23 protein-coding genes are annotated in these 23,247 nt (G+C 62.6%); 18 read left to right on the forward strand and 5 right to left on the reverse strand.

The window, feature by feature from the left end; all coding sequences use genetic code 11:
- Window positions 1–2: 2 nt before the first annotated feature.
- The 5 genes from FDM28_RS01730 to FDM28_RS01750 all read right to left on the reverse strand — a co-directional run bounded on the left by FDM28_RS01730 (window position 3) and on the right by FDM28_RS01750 (window position 5,326).
- Complete coding sequence (locus FDM28_RS01730) at window positions 3–1,145, reverse strand: M14 family metallopeptidase (RefSeq protein ID WP_138512426.1); 1,143 nt, start codon at window positions 1,143–1,145, stop codon at window positions 3–5.
- A gap of 77 nt (window positions 1,146–1,222) precedes the next feature.
- Entirely contained in the window at window positions 1,223–2,719 is a 1,497-nt protein-coding gene (locus FDM28_RS01735; protein ID WP_138512428.1) for a M48 family metalloprotease, read from the reverse strand.
- 42 nt (window positions 2,720–2,761) lie between these two features.
- On the reverse strand, window positions 2,762–3,763 hold the full coding sequence (locus FDM28_RS01740; RefSeq protein WP_138512430.1) for a sensor domain-containing diguanylate cyclase: 1,002 nt from the start codon (window positions 3,761–3,763) through the stop codon (window positions 2,762–2,764).
- Window positions 3,764–3,792: 29 nt separating this feature from the next.
- The gene (locus FDM28_RS01745) at window positions 3,793–4,599 is read right to left on the reverse strand and encodes an alpha/beta fold hydrolase (protein WP_138512432.1); all 807 of its coding nucleotides are present in this window, start codon (window positions 4,597–4,599) and stop codon (window positions 3,793–3,795) included.
- Window positions 4,600–4,849: 250 nt separating this feature from the next.
- The gene (locus tag FDM28_RS01750; RefSeq protein ID WP_138512434.1) at window positions 4,850–5,326 is read right to left on the reverse strand and encodes a pilin; all 477 of its coding nucleotides are present in this window, start codon (window positions 5,324–5,326) and stop codon (window positions 4,850–4,852) included.
- Between the two features lie 252 nt (window positions 5,327–5,578).
- Between FDM28_RS01750 and dbpA the strand changes: the two genes are divergently transcribed.
- From dbpA to FDM28_RS01840, 18 genes are all read left to right on the forward strand, one after another.
- Window positions 5,579–6,961 (forward strand): ATP-dependent RNA helicase DbpA, encoded by a 1,383-nt coding sequence (dbpA, locus tag FDM28_RS01755; protein WP_138512436.1) that lies wholly within the window; start codon window positions 5,579–5,581, stop codon window positions 6,959–6,961.
- Between the two features lie 167 nt (window positions 6,962–7,128).
- The gene (locus FDM28_RS01760) at window positions 7,129–7,365 is read left to right on the forward strand and encodes a hypothetical protein (protein ID WP_138512438.1); all 237 of its coding nucleotides are present in this window, start codon (window positions 7,129–7,131) and stop codon (window positions 7,363–7,365) included.
- Between the two features lie 92 nt (window positions 7,366–7,457).
- Window positions 7,458–8,654, forward strand: coding sequence for an ABC transporter substrate-binding protein (locus FDM28_RS01765; RefSeq protein WP_206021896.1), 1,197 nt, complete (start codon window positions 7,458–7,460; stop codon window positions 8,652–8,654).
- Window positions 8,655–8,670: 16 nt separating this feature from the next.
- The gene (locus tag FDM28_RS01770; RefSeq protein WP_138512440.1) at window positions 8,671–9,591 is read left to right on the forward strand and encodes a branched-chain amino acid ABC transporter permease; all 921 of its coding nucleotides are present in this window, start codon (window positions 8,671–8,673) and stop codon (window positions 9,589–9,591) included.
- Window positions 9,584–10,555, forward strand: a complete 972-nt coding sequence (locus FDM28_RS01775; RefSeq protein WP_138512442.1) for a branched-chain amino acid ABC transporter permease — start codon at window positions 9,584–9,586, stop codon at window positions 10,553–10,555. Before FDM28_RS01770 ends, FDM28_RS01775 begins: the two co-directional genes overlap by 8 nt.
- A complete protein-coding gene (locus FDM28_RS01780; protein WP_138512444.1) occupies window positions 10,552–11,328 on the forward strand; it encodes an ABC transporter ATP-binding protein in 777 nt (258 codons plus the stop codon). Before FDM28_RS01775 ends, FDM28_RS01780 begins: the two co-directional genes overlap by 4 nt.
- Window positions 11,325–12,041 carry an ABC transporter ATP-binding protein gene (locus FDM28_RS01785; protein ID WP_138512446.1) on the forward strand — a complete coding sequence of 239 codons (717 nt, stop codon included), beginning with the start codon at window positions 11,325–11,327 and terminating at the stop codon, window positions 12,039–12,041. The genes FDM28_RS01780 and FDM28_RS01785 overlap by 4 nt, the downstream gene beginning before the upstream one ends.
- Before the next feature lie 15 nt (window positions 12,042–12,056).
- On the forward strand, window positions 12,057–12,920 hold the full coding sequence (locus tag FDM28_RS01790) for an alpha/beta hydrolase (RefSeq protein ID WP_138512448.1): 864 nt from the start codon (window positions 12,057–12,059) through the stop codon (window positions 12,918–12,920).
- Between the two features lie 54 nt (window positions 12,921–12,974).
- A complete protein-coding gene (locus FDM28_RS01795) occupies window positions 12,975–14,534 on the forward strand; it encodes a class I SAM-dependent DNA methyltransferase (RefSeq protein WP_138512450.1) in 1,560 nt (519 codons plus the stop codon).
- A 49-nt stretch (window positions 14,535–14,583) separates the two neighbouring features.
- Window positions 14,584–15,063 (forward strand): hypothetical protein, encoded by a 480-nt coding sequence (locus FDM28_RS01800; RefSeq protein WP_138512452.1) that lies wholly within the window; start codon window positions 14,584–14,586, stop codon window positions 15,061–15,063.
- On the forward strand, window positions 15,060–15,341 hold the full coding sequence (locus FDM28_RS01805; protein WP_138512454.1) for a type II toxin-antitoxin system RelE/ParE family toxin: 282 nt from the start codon (window positions 15,060–15,062) through the stop codon (window positions 15,339–15,341). The genes FDM28_RS01800 and FDM28_RS01805 overlap by 4 nt, the downstream gene beginning before the upstream one ends.
- Before the next feature lie 223 nt (window positions 15,342–15,564).
- A complete protein-coding gene (locus FDM28_RS01810) occupies window positions 15,565–16,755 on the forward strand; it encodes a restriction endonuclease subunit S (RefSeq protein ID WP_138512456.1) in 1,191 nt (396 codons plus the stop codon).
- A 52-nt stretch (window positions 16,756–16,807) separates the two neighbouring features.
- Window positions 16,808–17,026, forward strand: a complete 219-nt coding sequence (locus tag FDM28_RS01815) for a DUF433 domain-containing protein (protein ID WP_138512458.1) — start codon at window positions 16,808–16,810, stop codon at window positions 17,024–17,026.
- Window positions 17,023–17,358 carry a DUF5615 family PIN-like protein gene (locus FDM28_RS01820; protein WP_138512460.1) on the forward strand — a complete coding sequence of 112 codons (336 nt, stop codon included), beginning with the start codon at window positions 17,023–17,025 and terminating at the stop codon, window positions 17,356–17,358. Before FDM28_RS01815 ends, FDM28_RS01820 begins: the two co-directional genes overlap by 4 nt.
- 56 nt (window positions 17,359–17,414) lie before the next feature.
- On the forward strand, window positions 17,415–17,672 hold the full coding sequence (locus FDM28_RS01825) for a hypothetical protein (protein ID WP_138512462.1): 258 nt from the start codon (window positions 17,415–17,417) through the stop codon (window positions 17,670–17,672).
- 374 nt (window positions 17,673–18,046) lie between these two features.
- Window positions 18,047–18,658, forward strand: coding sequence for a DUF6088 family protein (locus tag FDM28_RS01830; protein WP_138512464.1), 612 nt, complete (start codon window positions 18,047–18,049; stop codon window positions 18,656–18,658).
- The gene (locus tag FDM28_RS01835) at window positions 18,655–19,680 is read left to right on the forward strand and encodes a nucleotidyl transferase AbiEii/AbiGii toxin family protein (protein WP_138512466.1); all 1,026 of its coding nucleotides are present in this window, start codon (window positions 18,655–18,657) and stop codon (window positions 19,678–19,680) included. The genes FDM28_RS01830 and FDM28_RS01835 overlap by 4 nt, the downstream gene beginning before the upstream one ends.
- A 39-nt stretch (window positions 19,681–19,719) precedes the next feature.
- The gene (locus FDM28_RS01840; RefSeq protein ID WP_138512468.1) at window positions 19,720–23,211 is read left to right on the forward strand and encodes a DEAD/DEAH box helicase family protein; all 3,492 of its coding nucleotides are present in this window, start codon (window positions 19,720–19,722) and stop codon (window positions 23,209–23,211) included.
- Window positions 23,212–23,247 lie beyond the last annotated feature (36 nt).

Below are 23,247 nucleotides of genomic sequence, written 5' to 3' on the forward strand. Positions count from 1 at the left end.
AACTACACCGACCACTGCAGCAGCGGCTGCAGCACGCTGGCACCCAGCTTTTTGGAGCGCTGGCCGCTCCAACCGACCACCGGGTCGGGCAGGTTGGCGTTGTCTTTGAAAGGCATTTCAATGGTGAGCGCCAGACAACCAAAGCGCTGCGCGATCCAGTTGGTGGCCAGGGTCATATTGGCCTGGCCAGCGGCCGCGCGCGGGTAGTGCTCGGTGTCCTGAAAGTCCGGGCAGGCGTTCATCCAGGCGGCTTTGAAGTCGTCTTCCAGTTCGGCAATGCGGGGGGTGTAGCCCGGCGTGCCTTCCGACCCGACCACAAAGTTGTAGGGCAGGCCTTCATCGCCGTGCACATCAAGACACAGGTCCAAACCGGTCGCCTCCATGGCGGCGCGCACCAGAGCCACTTCAGGCGCGCGCTCCATGCTGGGCGCCGCCCACTCGCGGTTGAGATTGGCGCCCGCCGCATTGGTGCGCAGGTTGCCCAGCACCGCACCATCGGGGTTCATGTGCGGCACCACATGGAAGATGCAACGCTGCAGCAGGGTACGGCTGACCGAGTCGTCGGCGTCCAGCAGGCGCTCCAAAAAGCCTTCCACAAACCACTCCGCCATGGTCTCGCCGGGGTGTTGGCGGGCCATGACCCACACATGCTTTTTGTCTTCCTGCGCGACCGGGCTGTGCGGGTCGGCAATGTGGAGCACGCTCATGTCCCGCCCCTGCACCGTGGCGCCCAGGCGCTGCAGCGTCACCAGCGAGGATACGGCGGCCGAGGCCAGCAAATCCAAATGCTGCTCATACGAATAAGGCTCAAAGTACGCAAAGTACATGGCGTTGCCCTGGGGCGTGGCCTGTGCAGTGAGCACCGTGCCGTCGTAATGGGTGTCGATGCGGCTCCAGTGCTGTCGGTCGTGGCTGGCCACCACGCGGTAGCCATCCCAGCCCTTGGGGTAGGCGCACTCAGAGGCGTTCATGAACTTCACCGTCACCGCCTGCCCGGCTGCACCGTGCAGGCAAAAGTGAAACCACTGGGCGAACTCGGCGGCCGTATCCCGGCGGATGCGCAGCTGGATGTCATGCGCGGCCTCCAGGCGCAGCACCTCGATGGCACCGGAGTCGAACTGGCTGGAGATGGAGAGTGTATTCATGGTGTTTTAGGCCTCTAGCGCCCGCGCCATTTGCGCGAGCAGCTATTAAAAATATAGCAAACAGCAGGCAGATGGAGTTACTGCAACTCCACCACCTTCACCGCCTGCCCCGCAGCAGGCTCACCCCCGCCGTAGTAGCCATTGATGAGGCGCAGCTGCTGCTCGGCGCGCGCCAAGGGAGAGGCTTTGGCCAACTCGGCAAAACCCCCACGGGGGTAGTTCACCGTTTTGAGCACCCAAGGCCGGGCAGCGCTGCGGTCTTGCGCAGTCAGGGCGCGGAAGCTGCCTTCGGCCTCACGCAGCCCTGCGCGTGCGCGGGCCAGGGCGTTGGCATCTTTGGCGCTGGTTTGCAGCAGGTACACCCGCTCGCCGGGGCCGGTAATCACGGTGGCTTCCAGCGCCACGGTGCTGCCGTTGGCATTGGCGCGGGCGCCGGTAAAGCGCGAGGCCTGCAAGCCGTTGATGGTGGTGGGCTCCAGCTTGCCTTGGGTGGGCTTGAGCAGGTTGCGCACCACATCCGCTGGCGTCTTGCCGGCCTGCGCCGGCACCAGCCGCACCAGCAAGGCTGCGTCGCGGGCGGTGTTGATGAAAGCCAGCTGCTCACTGTCGTTCTGGATGTACCAGCCGGCCGGCGCCGTTAGCGCCAGGCCCAGGGGCTCGTGGTAGAAGTTTTGGCCGCGCACCAGGCCTTGCGCCGGGCTGTCGCCAAAGTTCAGGCCGCGAATGGCCAGCAGGTAGCGGGCGCGGCCTTCGTCGTTGTAGCGGTCTTTGCTTTGGTACTGGGCGGCCAGGCGGGTGATGGTCTCCAGCCGTTGGTCGTTGCTGGGGTGGGATGACAACCAGTCCCCCTTGGCCGGTGCGGGGCGGCCTTCGGCCTGGGCCTGGTCGGCAGCGAACAGCTCCTGGTTTTTCAGGACCTTGATCACGTCAATCATGTTACGCGGGTCGTAGCGGGTGCGGTAGAGGTATTCGGCCCCCAGCCCGTCTGCCTGCAGCTCCTGCTCGCGCCCGTACGAGGCGATGTAGCCCGCCGCCACATTTTGCGACACCTGGCCCGCCAGCTGGCCGGCACCTGTGACTCCATACGCCTCAGCCACCGCACCCAGAATGCTGGCGGCAAACACGCCCAGCCCCGCGTTTTGCTGGCTGGTGGCGCGCTGCGCGCCATGGCGGGCGGTGACGTGACCGATCTCGTGCCCGATGACGCCGGCCAAATCGGCCTCGCTCTCCATGTAGGCCATGATGCCGCGTGTGACGTACACATAGCCGCCGGGCAGGGCGAAGGCGTTGATTTCGGGGCTGTCGAGCACGGTGAAGTGCCACTCCAGCTGCGTGCGGTGGCTTTGCGCCGCCAGCTTTTGACCCAAGGTGTTCACATAGGTCTGCAGCGCGGGGTTGTTTACCACGCCGTATTCCCGCAGCACCTCTTGATGGCCCTTGGCGCCCTCGGCCAGCTCGGCCTCTTCGCTCATGGCCGAACGCTCGGTCTGGCCCGTGACCGGATTCACCACCTGGGTACCGCAGGCCACCAACAACGCGCTGGACACCAGCGCCACACTCCACCAGAAACGCATGAAAAACCCTCTGTTGACGCGCCGCAGCGCTTTGCACCAATTTTAGGAGCGGGACGGCACGTCGTTGTACCACTCGGTGCGGTTGCGGCCGGTTGACTTGGCGCGGTACAGCGCCACATCGGCTTCGTGCAAAAGCCGGGTCAACAACACACTATCTTGCCCATGGAGCAGCGTCTGTTGGGCGCATGACACGCCGATGCTCACCGTCACCGGCTTTTTGTGCACCGTCACATTTTTCATGAGCTGGTGCACCCGCTGCGCGATTGCGCCGGCCCCCTCAGGCCCGGCATCGGGCAACCAGAGCGCAAACTCCTCGCCGCCGTAGCGCACCACCACATCGCTGGCGCGCTTGCTGGCTTGCAACTGGTGGGCCAGCTCTTGCAAGACGCGGTCGCCCTCCTCATGGCCGTACTTGTCGTTGACCCGCTTGAAATGGTCTACATCCACCATCAGCAAGGCAGCCGTGGCGCCCGGCTCCGACTGGGCTTGCCACTGCGCAACCGCACGCTCCAGGGCACGACGGTTGCCAAGGCGGGTGAGCGGGTCGGTCAGGCTCAGGGCCGAGAGTTCGCGGTTTTCCGACTCGATGCTCTGGGTGTGTTGTGACAGCTGGTGGTGCACCGAGCGCAGCTCCGCATTCGCCTGGGACAGCTCTGCAGCCAGCCGTTGTGCACGCCCCCGCGCCTCCACCAGCTCCGCCTCAAAACGGCTGCGCTCCAGGGCTACAAAAAACACCCAAAAAATGCAGTCCTGCTCGTCCCACAAGCCACGCCGGCCATTCACCATCACCGGCACCCGCTCACCTGCCGCGTTGTGCAGGTGCAAGTACAGCTCTTGCACCGCGCCGTGGCGCAGCATCAGCGGCCACACATGGGTCTGCAAAAAAATACGGCTGGGTGCAGGCAGCAGGCAGTCCAGGTAGCGGCCGCGCCACTGTTCTGCCACACCGCCCACCAGGGCCAGCAGGTCGCTGTTGGCGGTCAGGATGTGGCCGCGCGCATCGGTCACGAGCACTGGGCTGGGAAGCAGGTCCAGGTGATCCATCAATGGGTCTCCCTGGTATTGAATGAAGCTCAAAGGGGCCGGGCCAGGTAGGCCTTCATGGCGTCTACCACCAAGGGGGCGTGCGACATGTGGCTGCAATGCCCCACCACATCCAGCACCTGCAAGGTGCTGTTGCGCAAATGCTGGTGCAGGTATTCGCCCACCTCTACCGGCGCCAGAGCGTCGTAGCGGTGCTGCAGGATCAGGCTGGGGCAGCGCACCTGGGGCAGGTCTGCCCGGTTATCGGCAAAAAAAGTAGCCTCGGCGAAGATGCGGGCAATCACCGGGTCGGTGGAGCAAAAGCTCTCCGACAGGCTGCTGGCCACCGGCCCACCACCTTGCTCGCCCGACAGCACCGGCGTGAGGTAGTCCGCCCAGCCAATGAAGTTTTGGTCCATCAGCGCGAGCAGGCCTTCCAGGTCTGTGCGCTCAAAGCCGCCCACGTAGTCGGGTGGCTGGTTCAAAAAGCAGGGCGACGGGCCCACCATGACCATGCGATCAAACAAGCCCGGCCGGGCGATGGAGGCCAACATGCCAATCGAGCAGCTCACCGAGTGGCCCACAAACGTCACCCCCGAGCGCAGGCCCAGCGCATCGCACACGTCCAGCACGTCTTGTGCGTAGCCATTCAGGGTGCTGTAGCGGCGGCTGTCAAAGGCGGAGGCATCGGACTGCCCGCTGCCCACGTAATCAAACAGCACCTGGCGGTACCCATCTGCAAAAGCGGGCACCACCTGCGCCCACATGTGCTGGTTGCAGCCGAAGCCATGCGCATACAGCAACACCTTGTCGCCTTCGCCCGTCACATGGACGTTGTTTCGTTTGAGGATACTCATGGACAAGGCCCCGGTAGCACCGAATGAATGCGTTGCCAGTCTAGGTCAAAAGCCGAACATCCGGCAAGCGCAAGTTCCCTCAAAAACCTGCCTCCGTCACGCAGTCCACCGCCACACCCCGAATACCCTTCCCTCAGGGTTATTGAGGCGCCAAGCATCAGACGGACGAGCAAGAGACTTAGGACGTTGGGCCGCCTGGTTTCCGTGGCGTTAGGCTTGTACCGGGGTGTTGGCCCTACTTTGTGCAGGATCAGCAACCGCTGGTAAGTGACGTAATGTCTGGCGTCAACCCGAAGGTATCCACTTGGTGATAAATCACCATGCAATTCATGGGGTCTGGAGCCGTATCCACCCGAAACTGCGTGACGGCGGTGTTCACTTCGTACACACCAACGCCTTGGACGCTGACCCAGTCTTTGATACCGAAATAGCTGGGCACTCGCGATTGGCCGGTCGGATAGCCGTTGTACATCGTGCCTACCAGCCCTTGAGGCCCAGTTACGGGGCCCGAAAATGTAGCCACATTGCAGCTTGCAACCAGCCTACATTTGGCCGAAGCCAGCGACACTGCCGCACCCACGGCGCCCGAGGTGGCTTGAACTGCGGAAATGCGCGCCTGCGACCCCAAGTTGACGAACTTGGGTAACGCAACAGCGGCCAAAACGCCAAGAATGACAACCACCATAACGAGTTCGATTAACGTAAAACCTCGTTGCCGCATAGCCATTGACTTTGCCACTCCCTACCTCGCTGCCAACATTTTTTTCCTATTATCAAGGAAAAAATATAGCCAACCCGCCCGCTACAAGGCGGGAGCACGCAGACGACGCAGCAGGTGGTGCACTCCACGCCAAGCGACGCTACTTGCACATTAAACAAACCGATAGCGCTTACAGAATAAGCGCAAGCAGCTACAAAAACTATAGCAACTAGACCCGCCAGCCCACTAGATGCAAGCCCCAGCGCCGATAATCGGGGGATGACAGCTTTCTCCACCCTTCCCCTCGCACCTGCCACGCTGGCCAACCTGCAACAGCTGGGCTTTGATGCCATGACGCCCATCCAGGCCGCCAGCCTGCCCGTGGCCCTGGCCGGCAAAGACCTGATTGCCCAGGCCAAAACCGGCAGCGGCAAGACGGCCGCCTTTGCCTTGCCCCTGCTGGCCAAGCTCAACCCCCGCTGGTTTGCGGTGCAAGCCATGGTGCTGTGCCCCACCCGCGAGTTGGCCGACCAGGTGACGGTGGAAATCCGCCGCTTGGCCCGCGCGCAAGACAACATCAAGGTCGTGACCCTGTGCGGCGGCGTGGCCACCCGCGGCCAGCGCGCTTCGCTGGAAAACGGCGCCCACATCGTGGTGGGCACGCCCGGCCGCATCATGGACCTGCTGGAGCGCGAGTACCTCACGCTCGAAGGCCTGAACACCCTGGTGCTGGACGAAGCAGACCGCATGCTGGACATGGGCTTCTTTGACGACATCGTGACCGTGGCACGTCAATGCCCCAAAGAGCGCCAGACCCTGCTGTTCTCGGCCACCTACCCCGAAGGCATCGAGAAGCTGGCAAAGCAGTTCATGCAAGACCCGCAGCAAATCAAGGTGGAAGCCCCGGTGGCCGACAACACCATTGAGCAGCGCTTTTTTGAGGTGGACCGCGAGTCCCGCTTCAGCGCGGTGAGCAGCATCCTCAACCACTTCCGCCCGGTGAGCACGATTGCGTTTTGCAACACCAAGCAGCAGTGCAACGAGCTGGTGGACAAGCTGGTGGCTGACGGCTTCGTCGCCCAAGCCCTGCACGGCGACCTGGACCAGCGCGAGCGCGACCAGGTGCTGGCCCAGTTTGCCAACCGCAGCTGCTCGGTGCTGGTGGCGACCGACGTGGCATCGCGCGGGCTGGATGTGAAAGAGCTGGACATCGTCATCAACGTGGACATCACGCCCGACCCGGAAGTGCATGTGCACCGCATCGGCCGCACCGGCCGCGCGGGCGAAAAAGGGCTGGCCGTGAGTCTGGCCAGCATGCGCGAGATGGGCGCGGTCGGCAAGATCGAGCAGTACCAGAACGCGCCCTCGGTGTGGCACAAGCTCGACGAGCTGACTGCCACAGGATCAGGCCGCTTGCTGCCCCCCATGGTCACCGTGCAGATCGCCGGTGGCCGCAAAGAAAAAATCCGCCCCGGTGACGTGCTGGGTGCGCTCACCAACGACGAGGGCGGCCCCGCCTTCAACCGTGAGCAGATCGGCAAGATCCAGGTCACCGAGTTCTGCACCTTTGTCGGTGTGGCCCGTGATGTGGCCCAGGCGGCGTGCAACAAGCTCAACGCGGGGCGCGTCAAGGGCAAGAGCGTGCGAGCACGTTTGCTGTAAACAGACGGCGGGTAGTGGCAGGCAAGAAGCCGGTTTATCCGGCTTTGTAAGGGAAATTCCTACACGTTTTCCAGCGCTTGCCTGACTCCATTTTTTGGAGTGCGTGGCTACAGTTCCTCCAAGCGCCAAAGTATTCAGTTGGCGCAAACTTTCACCGGAGGACTGCCATGAAAACCACTGCTACCGAACTCAACCCCTTCAGCCTGATGATGGAGCCCGAGCTGGTTCTGCAAACCATGGAGCGCTCCCAGCAATTGCGCGGCCTGCGCCGCCACAAGCTGCGCCCCTTGGACAAGCCGCTGATCCCCTACACCAAGGAAGCCTTGGCCGCCCGCGCTGCCTTTGATGCAGCCATTGACGCAGAAGACTTCGAAGCCAACGCCGAGAGCTACCTGCTGAACTGAACGGGGCTTGCGCTTTCTGCAACGGTGCAGCGGAAAGCAGGGGTGTTGGGCCGATAATGAAACGGTCCAACCCTCCACAAGGAAAGTTTGCAATGCACCTGCCCCGTTTTGCCCCCTCCCGCCTGGTTTTGACCGCCGCTTTGGCTGCCGCGACTGCAGGTGCCTGGGCCCAGTCCACCGAACCTGTTCGTGTCGGTTTGCTCAGCACCTTGTCCGGCCCCGGTGCCGGTTTGGGCGTGGATATCCGTGACGGCTTCCAACTCGCTGTGAAATTGAACGGCGGCAAACTCGGCGGCCGCACTGCCGAGGTCATCGTTGCCGATGACCAGGCCAACCCCGAAGTGGGTCGCCAAACCGCAGACCGGCTGATCAAACGCGACAAGGTCGACTTCATGACCGGCATCGTGTTCTCCAACGTGATGCTGGCTGTAGGCACCCCCACCTTCCAGTCCAAAACTTTCTACATCAGCGCCAACGCAGGCCCCTCGCAGTACGCAGGCGAGCAGTGCAACCCCTACTTCTTCAGTGCCTCGTACCAGAACGACAACATGCACGAGGCGGTGGGCAAAACGGTCACCGACAAAGGCTTCAAGCGCGTGGCGCTGATCGCCCCTAACTACCCCGCGGGCAAAGACGCCCTCACCGGCTTCAAGCGCTTTTACCAGGGTGAGATTGCTTCCGAGACCTACACCGCCCTCAACCAGCTGGACTACGGCGCCGAGCTCTCCAAGCTGCGCGCTACCAAGCCGGACGCGGTGTACATCTTCCTGCCCGGCGGCCTGGGCATCAACTTCATCAAACAATTTGTAGGCGCCGGCCTCTCCAAGGACATCACGCTGTTCGGCCCCGGCTTCTCCGGCGATGAGGACGTGATCAAGGCGGTGGGTGACCCCATGCTGGGCATGTTCAACACCTCCCAGTGGGGCCACGACATGGACAACGCGGCCAACAAAAAGTTTGTGGCCGAGTTTGAAAAAGAATACGGCCGCCTGCCCACCCTGTACGCAGCCCAGGGCTATGACGCCGCCCGCCTGATGGACGCCGGCGTGCGCGACAGCAAGGGCAAACTGGACGACAAGGCCGCGGTCAAGAAGGCACTGGAAGCCGCCAAGTTCGACTCGGTGCGTGGCGCCTTCAAGTTCAATACCAACCACTTCCCTATCCAGGACTACTACCTGCGCGTCATCACCCGCGACGCCAAGGGCCGCGTCACCAACCGCACCCTGGGCACCGTGTTCAAAAACCACGCCGACGCCTACGCCGCCAACTGCAAGATGCCCGGCCTCTAAGGCCTGAAGCACGCGCATGAGCGGAATTCTGCTGCTGGAGCAGGCCCTGAACGGCCTGCAGCTCGGCCTGATGCTGTTTTTGCTGGCAGCCGGGTTGACGCTGGTGTTCGGCATCATGGACATGGTGAACCTGGCCCATGGTTCGCTGTACATGGTGGGTGCCTACCTGATTGCCACAGCCACCCAAGCCAGCGGATCGTTCTGGTGGGGCTTGGCTGCGGGTGTGGCGGGCACCGCCCTTTTCGGGGTGCTGCTGGAGGTGTCCGTCCTGCGCAGGCTCTACCGGCGCGACCACGTCACCCAGGTGCTGGGCACCTTTGCCATTCTGCTGATGTGCAATGAAACCGTGCGCATGATCTGGGGCTCACAACCCCTGTCGCTCAACCCGCCGGCCGCACTCTCGGGCCCGGTGGAGTTGTTGCCCGGCTTTTTCTACCCGGCTTTCCGCTTGCTCATCATCGTGGTCGGCTTGGCCACTGCGCTGCTGCTCTACCTGCTGGTGACGCGTACACGGCTGGGCATGCAAGTGCGTGCCGGCGCTTCCAACCGCGACATGGCCCTGGCCATGGGCACCAATGTGCAGCGCCTGTTCACCGCGGTGTTCGGGCTGGGCGCCGCTTTATGCGCGCTGGCCGGCGGCATGCTCGGGCCGCTGCTGGCGGTGCAGGTGGGCATGGGCGAGAGCATTCTGATTCTGGCCTTTGTGGTCATCGTGATCGGCGGCATCGGTTCCATCCGCGGTGCACTGGTGGGCGCGCTGCTGGTGGGCATGGTGGACTCCGGCGGGCGCACCCTGCTGCCCATGGTGTTCGAGTCGCTGTTCGGCGCAGCGCTGGCGGCTGATGCGGCACCGGCGGTGGCCTCCATCCTGATTTATGTGTTGATGGCTGCGGTGCTGTTCTTCAAGCCGCGCGGCCTGTTCCCTGCCCATGGTTGATTCGAACAACACCCGCACCTCGCTGCACCACACACTGCACCTGCGGGCTGCACTCCCGGTGTTTCTGGTGCTGCTGGCCCTGCCGCAAATCACGGCCGCTTTGCACGCCGAGTTCTACGTCACGCTGGCCACCCGCATTGCGATTTTTGCCCTTGCGGCCAGCAGCCTGAACCTGATTCTGGGCTTTGGCGGTTTGGTGAGCTTCGGGCATGCGGCCTTTGTGGGCGCGGGCGCCTACACCGTGGGCATCCTGATGCAGCATGGCACCGTGCCTGCTGCTATCGCCTGGCCTACTGCCATGCTAGTAAGCGCGGCCCTGGCCTGCCTGATCGGCTTTATCAGCCTGCGTACCCAAGGCGTGTACTTCATCATGATCACGCTGGCCTTCGCGCAAATGCTGTACTACCTGGCCGTCTCCCTTAAAACCTACGGCGGGGACGACGGCCTGCCCCTGGCCGGGCGCAACACCTGGGCCGGCATCGCCCCCGACGACACAGCGCTCTATTACCTGGCCCTCGGTGCGCTCACCCTGTGCCTGCTGTTCACCCAGCGCCTGCTCAACGCGCGCTTCGGCCAGGTGCTGCAAGGCCTGCGCGAAAACCCGGTGCGCATGCAGGCACTGGGTTTTCCGGTGCTGCGCACGCAGCTCACCGCCTTTACCCTGGCGGGCGCGATGGCCGGTCTGGCCGGCACTTTGCTGGCCAACCAGGGCGGTTTTGTCAGCCCATCCATGATGCAGTGGAGCCAGAGCGGCATGCTGATGGTGATGGTGATTCTGGGTGGCGTGGGCCACCTGTATGGCGGCGTGCTGGGTGCTGCCGCTTTCTTGCTGCTCGAAGAAGTGCTGGGCCACAACACCGAACACTGGCAGCTGGGCCTGGGCGCCATGTTGCTGGCCGTCGTGTTGCTAGCACCGCGCGGCTTGGCCAGCCTGCGCAGCGTGTGGACGCGGAGTCAGGCATGAACACCGGCGCCACCCCCTTGCTGCAGATCGACACACTGGTGAAGCGCTTCGGCGCGCTCACCGCCACCGACCACGCCAGCCTGCAAGTGCACCAGGGCGATGTCCATGCCCTGATAGGCCCGAATGGCGCAGGCAAGACCACGCTGATCCACCAGATTTCGGGCGCGCTGCAGCCGGATTCTGGGCGCCTGTTACTCAACGGGGCAGACATCACCCGCCTGCCCATGCACGCCCGGGTAAAGCGCGGTCTGGCCCGCTCGTACCAGATCACCAACGTGTTTTTGCGCCTGAGCGTGCAGGACAACCTGGCCCTCGCCCTGCAGGCAGTGGCGGGCAGCAGCATGCGCTTCTGGCGCCCGGTGCACACCGAGACCCAGCGTATGCAGGCGGCAGCAGATGTGGCTGCGCGTGTAGGTTTGCAGGCCCAACTGCAACGCACCGCGGGCGCCTTGTCGCACGCCGAGCAACGGCAGCTGGAAGTCGGCTTGGCGTTGGCCAGCCGCCCGCAGTTGCTGGTGCTGGACGAACCCTTGGCCGGCATGGGGCCGGACGAATCCCAGCGCATGGTGGCACTGCTGCAGTCTTTGCGCGCCGAGACCACGCTGCTGCTGGTGGAACACGACATGGACGCCGTGTTCCAACTCGCCGACACCATCTCGGTACTGGTGGCCGGCCGCGTGATTGCCAGTGGCAAGCCCGATGCCATTCGCCAGAGTGACGACGTGAAGCGCGCTTACCTCGGCGACGAAGCTTTGCCGGAGGCCCACCCATGAGCACCGAGACCCTGCTCGACATTCAGGGCCTAGAAACAGCGTACGGCAACAGCCAAGTGCTGTTCGGGCTGGACATGCAGCTCCGGGCCGGCACCACCTCCACCCTGCTGGGCCGCAACGGCATGGGCAAAACCACCACGGTGCGCAGCATCCTGGGGCTGACACCACCACGCAGCGGCAGCATCCGCTTCCGGGGGGAGCGCATTGAGGGCTTGAGCCCCGACCGGATTGCCCGCATGGGCGTGGCTCTGGTGCCCGAGGGGCGGCAGATTTTCCCCAACCTCACGGTGCAAGAGAACCTGATTGCCTTTGCCGCGCGGCGCAATGCCAGTACCGAGCCCTGGACGCTGGAGCGGATTTACCATCTCTTCCCGGTGCTGGAGCAACGCGCGCGCAACATGGGCAACCAGCTCTCCGGCGGCGAGCAGCAGATGCTGGCCATAGGCCGCGCGCTGATGACCAACCCGCACCTGCTGATCCTGGACGAAGCCACCGAAGGCCTGGCGCCACTCATCCGTGAAGACATCTGGCGCTGCCTGGACACCCTGCGCACCCAAGGCCAGAGCGTGCTGGTCATCGACAAATATGTGCAGCGCCTGATTGCGCTGGCCGGCCACCACACCATCATGGAGCGCGGCCGCGCGGTCTGGAGTGGCGACTCGACCACCCTGGCCGCACAACCCGAACTCTGGCACCGCTACGTCGGCATTTGATTTCAAGGACACCCCATGCCCAAGCTTTACCGCGACTTTGACACTCAGGCGCAAATTGACGCGCAGTACAACCCCTCCCTCGGCCTCGCCGACCCCGCCGCACCCGGCCGCCACTTTGCCGCGCTGGCCGACAAGGCGCGCAGCAGCATCCGCTGCCACTTGGACATTCCTTTCGGCCCTACGGTGCACGAGACGCTGGACATCTTTCCCGCGGACGTCCCCAACGCGCCGGTCTTCGTGTTCATCCACGGTGGCTACTGGAGGGCGTTCAGCAGCAAAGATTTCAACGGCGTAGCCCTGGGGCCCCACGCAGCCGGCATCACCACCGTGGTGGTGAACTACGCGCTGGCACCCTTTGTGACGATTGACGAAATCACCCGCCAGTGCCGCGCAGCCGTGGCCTGGACGTTGCGCAACATCCAGCACTACGGCGGCGACCCGACCCGCGTGGGTGTGGGCGGCCACTCTGCCGGCGGCCACCTGGGTGCCATGTGCCTGCAAACCGCGTGGGACACCGACTACGGCCTGCCGCGCGACCCGCTCAAAGCGGCTGTCCTGTTCAGTGGACTCTACGAGTTGGCTCCCCTGCGCTACAGCTACCTGCAGCCCCTGATCCAGCTGGACGACGGCGTCATCCGCCGCCAATCTCCCACGCCCAACCTGCGCGCCTGCACCACTCCCACCTGGGTCATCTGGGGCGGCGCTGAGTCGGGTGAATTCGCCCGCCAGTCCACCGGCTACCGCGATGCCGCAGTGGCTCTGGGCAACCCGGTGGAGCTGAGCGCCATCGACGGCGCTGACCACTTCACCGTGCTGCAAGGGCTGGAGGACGCCCACAGCCCTGTGTGCCGCTGGCTGCACCAGAAGCTGACTGCCTGACCCAATACGCGGCGCACTGCCGCGCGCTCTCCCTGTTTACCTACCGAAAGCCCCATGCTCACCGGCGACCTCAAAAGCAAAATCGACCAGATCTGGAACGCCTTCTGGTCCGGCGGCATCGCCAACCCCATCGAAGTCATCGAGCAAATCACCTACTTGCTCTTCCTGCGCCGCCTGGACGACCTGCACACCCTGGAAGAAAACAAGGCCACCCGCCTGAAGAGGCCCATAGAGCGCCGCATCTTCCCCGAGGGCCTAGATTCGCGTGGCCGCGCGTTTGACACCCTGCGCTGGAGCCGCTTCAAAAACGAAGCGCCCAGCGAGATGTTTGTCATCCTGGGTGAACATGTCTTCCCCTTCCTGCGCACGCTGGGCTCAGACGATTCGACCTACGCCCACCACATGAAGGACGCCCGCTTCACCATCCCCACGCCCGCGCTGCTGGCCAAGGTGGTGGACCTGCTAGACGCCGTGCCCATGGACAACCGCGACACCAAGGGCGACCTGTACGAATACATGCTGGGCAAGATCGCCAGCGCCGGTCAAAACGGCCAGTTCCGCACCCCGCGCCACATCATTCAATTGATGGTGGAAATGACCGCCCCCACGCCCACCGACACCATTTGCGACCCGGCCAGCGGCACCTGCGGCTTTTTGGTAGCGGCGGGCGAATACTTGCGCGAGGCGCACCCCGCGCTGTTCCACGACGCCAAGGCCAACCAGCACTTCAACCATGGCATGTTCCATGGCTACGACTTTGACAACACCATGCTGCGCATCGGCAGCATGAACATGATGCTGCACGGCGTGGACAACCCCGCCATCACCTACCGCGACTCGCTGGGCCAGGAGCACGGGCTGGAGGAAGACCGCTACAGCCTGGTGCTGGCCAACCCGCCTTTTGCGGGCAGCCTGGACTACGAGAACGTCGCCAAAGACCTGCTGCAAACCGTCAAGACCAAAAAGACCGAGCTGCTGTTTCTGGCCCTGTTCCTGCGCCTGCTCAAACCCGGTGGCCGTGCGGCGGTCATCGTGCCCGACGGCGTGCTCTTCGGCAGCAGCACCGCGCACAAAGCGCTGCGCAAAATGCTGGTGGAAGACCAAAAGTTGGACGGCATCGTCAGCCTGCCCGGCGGCGTGTTCAAGCCCTACGCGGGGGTGAGCACTGCCATCCTGTTCTTCACCAAGACCAACAGCGGCGGCACGGACCAGGTGTGGTTCTACGACATGCAGGCCGACGGCTACAGCCTGGACGACAAACGCCAGCCGCTCTTGCCTGAGCATCTTTTAGGCCTCCAGCGCACGTCGGATGTGCGCGAGCAGCTATCAAAAGAAGAGCATGCCAAAAACAACCTGCCCGACGTGCTGGCCCGCTGGGCGCAGCGGGAGGGCGCGGAGCGCGAGCGCAGCCGCACCGCCCAAAGCTTCTGCGTACCCAAAGCCGACATTGCCGCCAACGGCTACGACCTAAGCATCAACCGCTACAAGGAAGTGGTGCACGCGCAAGTGCAGCACCGCGCGCCGCAGGAGATATTGGCCGAGCTGGCCAAGCTGGGGGACGAGATTGCGGCAGGGATGAAGGCGTTGGAGGGGATGCTGGTAAAGGAAGATTGAACTTCAAATAACTATTGTTTGAATTTCAATAAAAGTTAAACTTCAAGCCATGCAAAACCTCAACCTCGAACAGCTCAAAGCCGCCACCGCTGCCGGTGGCGTCATCGGCATCACCCTGCGCGGTGATGGCGCGGCCTTTGTGGTCAGCGTGCAAACCCAGCGCGACGAGGGCATTTTGGTCACCTCCAAAAAGCAGCCCCGCCGCTTTGCCGACCCCCGCAAAGCCCTGCAAGTGCTGCGCGCGACAGGCTGGAATGAATGCCGGATCGACGCCACGCAATGGCGACCCGAAGCACGTGACGCCGAAAAGGTAGCTCGCCCCGACCGCAGCGCCGCCCTCAAAGCCGCGCATGAGGCCGCGCAAGCCGATGCCGATTACGACCGCTGGTTCCGCGCCAAGGCCCAAGCCGCCATCGACGGACTGGCTGATGGCAGCAACCGCTTGCTCACAGACGAAGAAGTGCAAGCCCGCCGTGCGGCGTTGCGCGCACGCCTGCAGGCTATGCAAACTGCGCCTTCTGCTGAATGAAAGCGTTAAGGGTCATTAAGACGGACCAATTCTTGGCCGACTTGGAAGACGTGGTGATGTTTATTGCGCAAGACAACGTGCTTGCCGCTATGGACCTGGAGCAACACGTTCATAGCCAGGTGGATAGCCTCGCCGACCCCAACTTTCCCCGCCGCCCAGGCCGCGTTGCCGGCACGCTGGAGCTGGTGGCCCATTCCAATTACATCGTGCTGCTCCAGCAAACCGACACCACCGTGACTGCGCTGGCGGTGATGCACGTTGCCCGGCAATACCCATGACGCATGCGTCTTTTTGTGGTGGGCGCCTTGGAGGCAGAGCGTTCTGCTTCGTGTCCCCCGCCCGCGTTGCGGGCTCCTCCTTAACCTACGCAGAACGCCCTGCCTCCAAGGCTTCTGGCGCTCGTGGAATGGGCGTGGGCAGCTATCAAAATGAGAGTGATATGAAGACAGAAATGGTTTGGGAGATTGCGGCGGGGATGAAGGCGTTGAAGGGGATGTTGACGTGAGCGCGGTGCCCTACGCCAAGCTCTCTGACGCTGCTTTCCTGAACCCGACGTTGGGCGGACGCTTGCCCGACGACGATCTTGTCTCTTTCGTACCCATGGCGTCCCTGAATGCAGAAACGGCAAAGATCGAGACAACACAAGATCGGCCTTACTCAGAAGTGGCTAAAGGCTTCACACCGTTTCTGAGCGGTGATGTTCTTGTCGCCAAGATCACGCCATGCTTTGAGAACGGCAAGATCGCGCAAGCTCTGTTGCCCCGGAGAAATGGCTTCGGCTCCACGGAGTTTCACGTTGTCCGTGCACGCCCGGATGTTTCGGATGCTCGCTACCTGCATCACTATTTGCGGCAAGACACAGTGCGAACCGAGGGCCAGCGGCGCATGACGGGTAGCGGTGGGCAGAGGCGTGTGCCTGCGAGCTTTTTGTCAGACCTGCGTGTTCCGCTGCCACCGCTGGAAGAGCAACGCCGCATCGCCGCCATCCTGGACCAGGCCGAAACCCTCCGAACCCAACGCCGCCAAGCCCTGGCCCACCTCGACACCCTCACCCAGTCCCTCTTTCTCGACATGTTTGGCGACCCTGCCGATGAAGCGTCCAAGTGGCCCAAGACGCAATTGGATAAGGTCGCTGATTTGGTAACCGGCTATCCGTTTCGCAGCGAGGAATACGTAAATCTTGGTGAGGGTATCAAGCTCTGCCGTGGTGCAAATGTTCTACCGGGGCGGCTTGATTGGCGTGACATGGCATGTTGGCCGCACGCTAAAGTGAAAGAGGCCGAGGCGTTTCACTTGCAACCAGGCGACATCGTTATGGCAATGGACCGTCCTTGGATTTCTGAGGGCTTCAAACTTGCGCAAGTTGACACCGCTGATTGCCCAATGCTTCTTGTGCAACGTGTGGCTCGGATCAGACCGAAAGACGATTTAACCAATGAATATCTATTCGCTGTGCTGAGTCATGTGGCATTCACTCGCCATTGCAAACCCACAGAGACGACGATTCCGCACATATCGCCAAAAGATATTCGGTCGTTCGCTTTCCCGTTGCCCCCACTAGCCCTCCAACAAACCTTCGCCACCCGCATCCAAGCCATCGAAGCCATCAAAGCCACCCACCGCGCCGCCCTGGCCCAGCTAGACGCCCTGTTCGCCTCGCTGCAGCAGCGGGCGTTTGCGGGGGAGCTTTGAAACGCAACAAGCGGCACAATCTACGCTCAAATCCCATTTTCAGGAGAACACCATGGACAGAATTACCCTGGAACCCGGCAAGCGCGGCGGTCGGCCCTGCGTGCGCGACCTGCGCATCACGGTGTACGACGTCCTGTCCATGCTCTCCAGCGGCATGTCCACTGCTGAAATTCTGGACGACTTCCCGGAACTCACCGAGCAGGACATCATGGCCGTGTTGGCGTTTGCGGCGGAGCGTGAGCATCAGGTGTATTCGCTCAAAGCGCAATGAAGCTCCTGCTGGACGAAAACCTGTCGCGCCGCCTGGTGCCCTTTCTGCAGCACGATTACCCCGGCACCAGCCAAGTGGTGTTGCTGGGGCTGGAGTCAGCATCGGACCGCGTGGTGTGGCAAAAAGCCAAGGATGACGGTTACGTGATCGTGACCCGCGACGCGGATTTTCAGGAGCTCTCGCTGGTATGGGGCCAGCCACCCAAAGTGGTCCGGCTGCGCACCCTGAATCAGACGCGTGCTGCCACGTTGAAGGTGCTGATTGATAACCGGGAACTGATCGTTGAATCGTTGCTGACCAACGGTCTGGCATCGGTGGAAATTGTTCCTTGATTTGCGGAAAATGTTCCACGCAATCAAAACGTTTGAATTTTCAGGGAATCGACCGCATGACCACCGACATTCAATTGCCCAAAGTCACTCAGAACCGCATTGCCCGGCTGGCGCAGGCGTCTGGGCGCAGCCCGGCGGCGACCTTGCGCTTTGTGTTGCGTGACGGGTTTGACGCGGTAGAGCGCAGCATTCAGGAAAATGCCAACGCGGATGCCGAGTTTGCGGCGGGTGCCACAGCCTCACACGCGGATGTGATGGCCGATGCCCAAAAGCTGGTTCGCCAAGCCAAACGCAGCGCGCGCGCGGCTGCATGACGCTGCCCGTCATCTGGTCGGCGCAGGCGCGCCGCCAGTTGCTGGCCAGTCTTGCACACATTACTGACGAAGACCCGCTGGCGGCAGAGCGTTGACTACCGGGTTGTGAAGGGCGAAATCCGTATTCAGCGCTGGTATCGGCAACGACAACAGCCATTGGGCAACTAATGCTCCATGCCCTCAAAGTCACCCACCGCGCCACCCTGGCCCAGCTAGACGCCCTGAACGCCCAAGCTGCAGCAGCGGGCGTTTGCGGGGGAGTTGTAGCCCGCAGTTTTTGCCACAAATAATGCATATTTATTGTGGCAAAAATAGCCAAAGCCTCCTAGGCAGCTTGTTTTTGCCACAAATAGCTGCTATTTTTCGTGGCAAATATGGGCAAACACGAAGCATCCACTGATACGCAGGTTCTGCAGCGCATCCGGTCGTATGAGGAGGGGTGGGTGTTTACGCCTGCTGATTTCGTCGATCTTGGCAGTCGCGATGCGGTAGCCACCGCGCTCAAGCGGCACAAGGCTGCGGGCACCATTCGGCTGCTCGGGCGCGGGTTGTACGACGTGCCACGCCAGCACGAGTTGTTCGGCACGCTGTGGCCGTCGATTGCGCATGTAGCTGAGGCGGTAGCGCGCAAGGACGGTTTGCGTCTGCAGCCCATTGGGGTGTATGCCGCCAATTTGCTGGGTCTGTCCGAGCAAGTGCCCGCACAGGCGGTGTACCTCACCGACGGCGCTACGCGTACCGTCAAAGTGGGCCCCACCCAAATTGTGTTCAAACGCACCACACCGCGCCAAATGGCGGCCGCCGGTCGGTTGAGCGGCTTGCTGATTCAAGGGCTTCGGAGCATGGGCGTGAAACACGTCATGCCAAAGCACATCGAGCTTTTGCGCAGCCGCATTCCTGCAGAGGAGCGGACCAAGGTTCTGGAGGATCTGGCCTTGGCTCCCGCTTGGATGCACGCACACCTGAAGGAGATTGCCCAGCCATGATTCACCAATTTCTGTCTGTATCGCAAGCCGATCAAAAGCTGGCCTACGAGAATGCTGCGCTCACGCTCAAGACGGAGGCGGTCATTCTGGAAAAAGACTTCTGGGTGAGCTGGCTGCTGGGCGTGTTGTTTACCCTGTCAGAGATTGCGCCGCATCTGGTGTTCAAGGGTGGCACGTCGTTGTCCAAGGTGTTTGGGGTGATTGACCGGTTTTCGGAAGACATCGATCTGTGCCTGGTGCCCGAGTTTGTGGGTGCAGACGCGGCGGGGTTTGACGCGCTCACCAGCCGGGGCAAGCGCGATGCAGCGGTGATGGAGATGCAGGCCCTGTGCAGTGCCAAGGCGCAAGAGGTGTTGATGCCTGCACTGGAGGCCGCCATTGCCAAAGCGTTGGGCGCATCCACTACGGGCGGCTGGTTGCGTTTTGAGGTGGATGCCGATGCCAAGTCGCCCATCGTGTACTTTGCCTACCCCAGCACCCAGGGCGGCGGGTTTGACTACCTGCGCCGCGAGGTCAAGCTGGAGTTGGGTACGCTCACAGACCAGCAGCCCACGGGCAGCTATGCCATCAAGCCCTTGCTGGCGGACGCCTTCCCCAAGCTGTTTGATGGTTGGGCCTGCCGCGTGACGGCGCTGGAGCTGGAACGCACGTTTTGGGAAAAGGCCACCATTCTGCACGCCGAGTTTCACCGCCCGGCAGAGTCGCCAACACCCACGCGATATGCGCGGCACTATTTCGATATGGCCAAGCTACTTGGCCACGCCCATGCCACACAGTACTTGGCCGACAAGGCCCAGTGCCAGCGCGTGGTGGATTGGAAGAGCCGCGTGTTTGCGCGCGGCTGGGCGCGCTATGACCTGGCCGCGCACGGCACGTTTCGTCTGACTCCAGCGCCACAACGCCAAGCCGACTTGGCACAAGACTATGCGACGATGCGCCCCATGTTCATGACCGAGCCGCCACCGTTTGCAGAACTGATGCAACGGCTGGCAGAGGCCGAAGCTGCTTTGAACGCGCAATAGACGCGAGGCAAGCTAGAGCAACAAACAACAGGGAGTTTGATGGCGTCCAATTTCTCATTTCTACAAGCCGAATGGCCCGCGCTGTTTGCCGAGGCCACCAAAGCCGAGCAGGCTGCGCTGACCGACCCGCGCACCGCCTGCTTCTATGCCCGGCGCACGCTGGAGTTGGCGGTGGCGTGGCTCTTCCAAGCCGAAGGCGGGCGCGGTGGCCGGCTGCAGATGCCCTACAAGCCCGATCTATCGGCCTTCTTGTTTGAGCCCAGTTTCAAGGTGCTGGTAGGCCCGGCGCTGCACGCCAAGATGGACGTGGTGCGCAAGCAGGGCAACAACGCCGTGCACAGCGCGCGGCCCATCACTGCCGCAGACGCCACCGCCGTGCTGCGTGAGTTGTTTCAAGTGGCCTTTTGGCTGGCGCGCAACTACGGGCGCAATGTGGCGGCGCGGCCCGATCCGGCGTTGCAGTTCCGCGCAGAGCTATTGCCTCGCCCCACCAATGCCGTAGCAGAACAAGCTGCCGCTCAGGCCAGCGCGCAAGCCACGCAGGCCGCATTGCAGAAGCTGGCCAGCCTAGCCGACGAGCTGGCCGCACGCGATGCCGCCTTGGCCGCCGCCCAGCAAAAAACCGCCGCACTGGATGCCGAGCTGGCCCAGCTGCGCGCCGAAGTAGCCGCCGCCAAAGCCGCCAACACCGCCACGCCCGACACGCACGACTACAACGAAGCCGAAACGCGCGATCTCTATATCGACCTGCTACTCAAAGAAGCGGGCTGGAAGCTGGACCAAGCACGCGACCGCGAATTTGAAGTGCAGGGTATGCCCAATACGCAAGGAAAGCTGGAGGGCGTGGGCTATGTGGACTACGTGTTGTGGGGCGACGATGGCAAGCCGCTGGCCGTGGTGGAAGCCAAGCGCACCCGGCGCGACGCGCGCGTGGGCCAGCAGCAGGCCAAGCTGTATGCCGACTGCCTGCAAACCCAGTTCGGCCAGCGCCCGCTGATCTACACCACCAACGGCTACGAGCATTGGTTTTGGGACGACAGCACCTACCCGCCGCGCCCGGTGCAGGGCTTTCACAAGAAGGACGAGCTGCAGCTGCTGGTGCAGCGCCGCACGTCTGCCAAGCCACTAGCGGGTGTGACCATCAACTCGACAATCGTGGAGCGGCACTACCAGTTGCGCGCCATTCGCCGCATTGGCGAAACCTTTGAGCGCGACCGCCAGCGCAAAGCCCTGGTAGTCATGGCCACAGGCGCGGGCAAGACGCGCACCGTGATTGCGCTGGTGGACCTGCTGCAACGCGCCAACTGGGCCAAGCGCATCCTGTTTCTGGCCGACCGCGTGGCGCTGGTGAACCAGGCGGCCAACGCATTTAAAGCGCATTTGCCAGATGCAGCGGCTGTGAACCTGGTGACCGACAAGGAAACCGAAGGCCGCGTGTTTGTGAGCACCTACCCCACGATGATGGGGTTGATCAACGAAACGAATGAGGGCTTACGCCGCTTTGGTGTGGGGCACTTTGACCTGATCATCGTGGACGAAGCGCACCGCTCCATCTACCAAAAGTACAAAGCGATCTTTGCCTACTTTGACGCCCTGCTGGTGGGCCTGACCGCCACGCCCAAAGACGAGATTGACCGCAACACCTACAGCCTGTTTGAGCTGGAAAACGGTGTGCCTACCGATGCCTACGGCCTGGAAGATGCGATTGCCGAGGGCTACTTGGTGCCGCCGCGCGCGGTGTCGGTGCCACTGAAGTTTCAGCGCGAGGGCATCAAGTACGCCGAGTTGAGCGAGGACGAGCGCGAACAATGGGACGAACTGGACTGGTCAGATGACGATGGTGAAGGCCACGCCCCCGACGAGGTGGGCGCGGAGGCGGTGAACAAGTGGCTCTTCAACACCGACACCGTAGACAAGGTGCTGGAGCTGCTGATGACCCGCGGCCACAAAGTGGCGGGCGGCGACCGCTTGGGCAAGACCATTGTGTTTGCCAAAAACAATGCGCATGCCAACTTCATTGCAGACCGCTTCAACGCCAACTACCCGCACTACGCGGGGCAGTTTGCCCGCGTAATCACTTACCAGACCGAGTATGCGCAGAGCTTGATTGACGACTTCTCCATTAAAGAGAAGGCGCCGCACATTGCCATTTCGGTAGACATGTTGGACACCGGCATTGACGTGCCCGAGGTGGTGAACCTGGTGTTCTTCAAGATCGTGCGGTCCAAAGCCAAGTTCTGGCAGATGGTGGGGCGCGGCACGCGCCTGTGCAAAGACTTGTTCGGGCCGGATCAGCACAAGCAAGAGTTTGTGATCTTCGACTTCTGCCAGAACCTGGAGTTCTTTAGCCAGAACTTGGAGGGCAGCAAAGGCAATGTGGCGGAGCCATTGAGCCAGCGCACCTTCAAGGCGCGGCTGGAGTTGTTGAGCGTGCTCGACGAGCAGCTGGCGCAGGAGCAGGGCGACGCCAGGGTGACCGAGCCTGCAGCGGGCTATGGCCTGACCAATGCCGCCATGCGCGCTGACACGGCCCACCACCTGCACACGGTGGTGGCGGGGATGCGGCTGGACAACTTTGTGGTACGTCCGCAGCGCCGCTGGGTGGAGCCTTGGAGCCAGGCAGACGCGTGGCACAAGGTCACCGGCGACCAGTTGGCTGACTTGGCACAACACGTTTCCGGCCTGCCTAGCGCCGTGCGCGATGACGATGAAGAAGCCAAGCGTTTTGATTTGCTGATGCTGCGCACCCAGCTGGGCAGCGCGCGCGGCGACGTGGGCTTTGCCCGCCTGCGCGAGCAAGTGCGTGCGCTGGCCGAGGCTTTAAGCGATCTGGGCAGCATTCCGGATGTGAAGAAGCACATGGTGCTGATTGAGGCAGTCGCGGGCGAGGAGTGGTGGCAGGACGTAACCCTGCCCATGCTGGAGCAGGCGCGCCGCCACCTGCGTGGACTTATCAAGCTGCTGGAGAAAACGCGGCGCAAGGTGGTCTACACCGACTTTGAGGATGCGGTGGGCGAAACCACTGAAGTAGCCTTGCCATTGGGCGGCAGTGCGGGCGACTTTGAGCGCTTCCGGCTCAAGGTGCGAGCCTTTTTGCGCACGCACGAAAATCACATCACCCTGCACAAGCTGCGCCGCAACCAGCCGCTCACCGCGACCGACTTGGCCGAACTGGAGCGCCTGCTTATCGACAGCGGCACCGCCACCGCAGAAGACGTGGCCCGCGCCGGGCAAGAGGCCCACGGGCTGGGCCTGTTTGTACGTGGGCTGGTGGGCCTGGACCGTGAAGCAGCTACCCAAGCGCTGAACAGTTTTGTGGCGGACAAGACATTGAGTGCCAACCAGCTGGAGTTTGTGAACCTGATCGTCACCCACCTGACTGAGCGCGGTGTCATGGATGTAGGGCTGCTGTACGAACCGCCATTCACCAGCTACGCGCCACAGGGGCCGGACGCGTTATTCACCTCTGCCCAAGTGGACGAGCTGTTTGGCGTGCTGGACCACATCAAGGCCACAGCACTGGCGGCCTGACCCGCCAGATTACAAGCCAAATCAACCTCTAGCGCA

This window comes from Rhodoferax bucti, from assembly GCF_005876985.1.
Classification (GTDB): Bacteria; Pseudomonadota; Gammaproteobacteria; order Burkholderiales; family Burkholderiaceae_C; genus Allorhodoferax; species Allorhodoferax bucti.

What these genes read in the sequence shown, in the direction of transcription:
- FDM28_RS01745 (WP_138512432.1), bottom strand. Translation starts at nt 4,599, where the DNA reads ATGAGTATCCTCAAACGAAACAACGTCCATGTGACGGGCGAAGGCGAC.
- FDM28_RS01735 (WP_138512428.1), bottom strand. Translation starts at nt 2,719, where the DNA reads ATGCGTTTCTGGTGGAGTGTGGCGCTGGTGTCCAGCGCGTTGTTGGTG.
- FDM28_RS01740 (WP_138512430.1), bottom strand. Translation starts at nt 3,763, where the DNA reads ATGGATCACCTGGACCTGCTTCCCAGCCCAGTGCTCGTGACCGATGCG.
- FDM28_RS01825 (WP_138512462.1), top strand. Translation starts at nt 17,415, where the DNA reads ATGACCACCGACATTCAATTGCCCAAAGTCACTCAGAACCGCATTGCC.
- FDM28_RS01770 (WP_138512440.1), top strand. Translation starts at nt 8,671, where the DNA reads ATGAGCGGAATTCTGCTGCTGGAGCAGGCCCTGAACGGCCTGCAGCTC.
- FDM28_RS01760 (WP_138512438.1), top strand. Translation starts at nt 7,129, where the DNA reads ATGAAAACCACTGCTACCGAACTCAACCCCTTCAGCCTGATGATGGAG.
- FDM28_RS01800 (WP_138512452.1), top strand. Translation starts at nt 14,584, where the DNA reads ATGCAAAACCTCAACCTCGAACAGCTCAAAGCCGCCACCGCTGCCGGT.
- FDM28_RS01730 (WP_138512426.1), bottom strand. Translation starts at nt 1,145, where the DNA reads ATGAATACACTCTCCATCTCCAGCCAGTTCGACTCCGGTGCCATCGAG.
- FDM28_RS01785 (WP_138512446.1), top strand. Translation starts at nt 11,325, where the DNA reads ATGAGCACCGAGACCCTGCTCGACATTCAGGGCCTAGAAACAGCGTAC.
- FDM28_RS01815 (WP_138512458.1), top strand. Translation starts at nt 16,808, where the DNA reads ATGGACAGAATTACCCTGGAACCCGGCAAGCGCGGCGGTCGGCCCTGC.
- FDM28_RS01805 (WP_138512454.1), top strand. Translation starts at nt 15,060, where the DNA reads ATGAAAGCGTTAAGGGTCATTAAGACGGACCAATTCTTGGCCGACTTG.
- FDM28_RS01835 (WP_138512466.1), top strand. Translation starts at nt 18,655, where the DNA reads ATGATTCACCAATTTCTGTCTGTATCGCAAGCCGATCAAAAGCTGGCC.
- FDM28_RS01820 (WP_138512460.1), top strand. Translation starts at nt 17,023, where the DNA reads ATGAAGCTCCTGCTGGACGAAAACCTGTCGCGCCGCCTGGTGCCCTTT.
- FDM28_RS01830 (WP_138512464.1), top strand. Translation starts at nt 18,047, where the DNA reads ATGGGCAAACACGAAGCATCCACTGATACGCAGGTTCTGCAGCGCATC.
- FDM28_RS01765 (WP_206021896.1), top strand. Translation starts at nt 7,458, where the DNA reads ATGCACCTGCCCCGTTTTGCCCCCTCCCGCCTGGTTTTGACCGCCGCT.
- FDM28_RS01750 (WP_138512434.1), bottom strand. Translation starts at nt 5,326, where the DNA reads ATGGCTATGCGGCAACGAGGTTTTACGTTAATCGAACTCGTTATGGTG.
- FDM28_RS01840 (WP_138512468.1), top strand. Translation starts at nt 19,720, where the DNA reads ATGGCGTCCAATTTCTCATTTCTACAAGCCGAATGGCCCGCGCTGTTT.
- FDM28_RS01795 (WP_138512450.1), top strand. Translation starts at nt 12,975, where the DNA reads ATGCTCACCGGCGACCTCAAAAGCAAAATCGACCAGATCTGGAACGCC.
- FDM28_RS01790 (WP_138512448.1), top strand. Translation starts at nt 12,057, where the DNA reads ATGCCCAAGCTTTACCGCGACTTTGACACTCAGGCGCAAATTGACGCG.
- dbpA (WP_138512436.1), top strand. Translation starts at nt 5,579, where the DNA reads ATGACAGCTTTCTCCACCCTTCCCCTCGCACCTGCCACGCTGGCCAAC.
- FDM28_RS01780 (WP_138512444.1), top strand. Translation starts at nt 10,552, where the DNA reads ATGAACACCGGCGCCACCCCCTTGCTGCAGATCGACACACTGGTGAAG.
- FDM28_RS01775 (WP_138512442.1), top strand. Translation starts at nt 9,584, where the DNA reads ATGGTTGATTCGAACAACACCCGCACCTCGCTGCACCACACACTGCAC.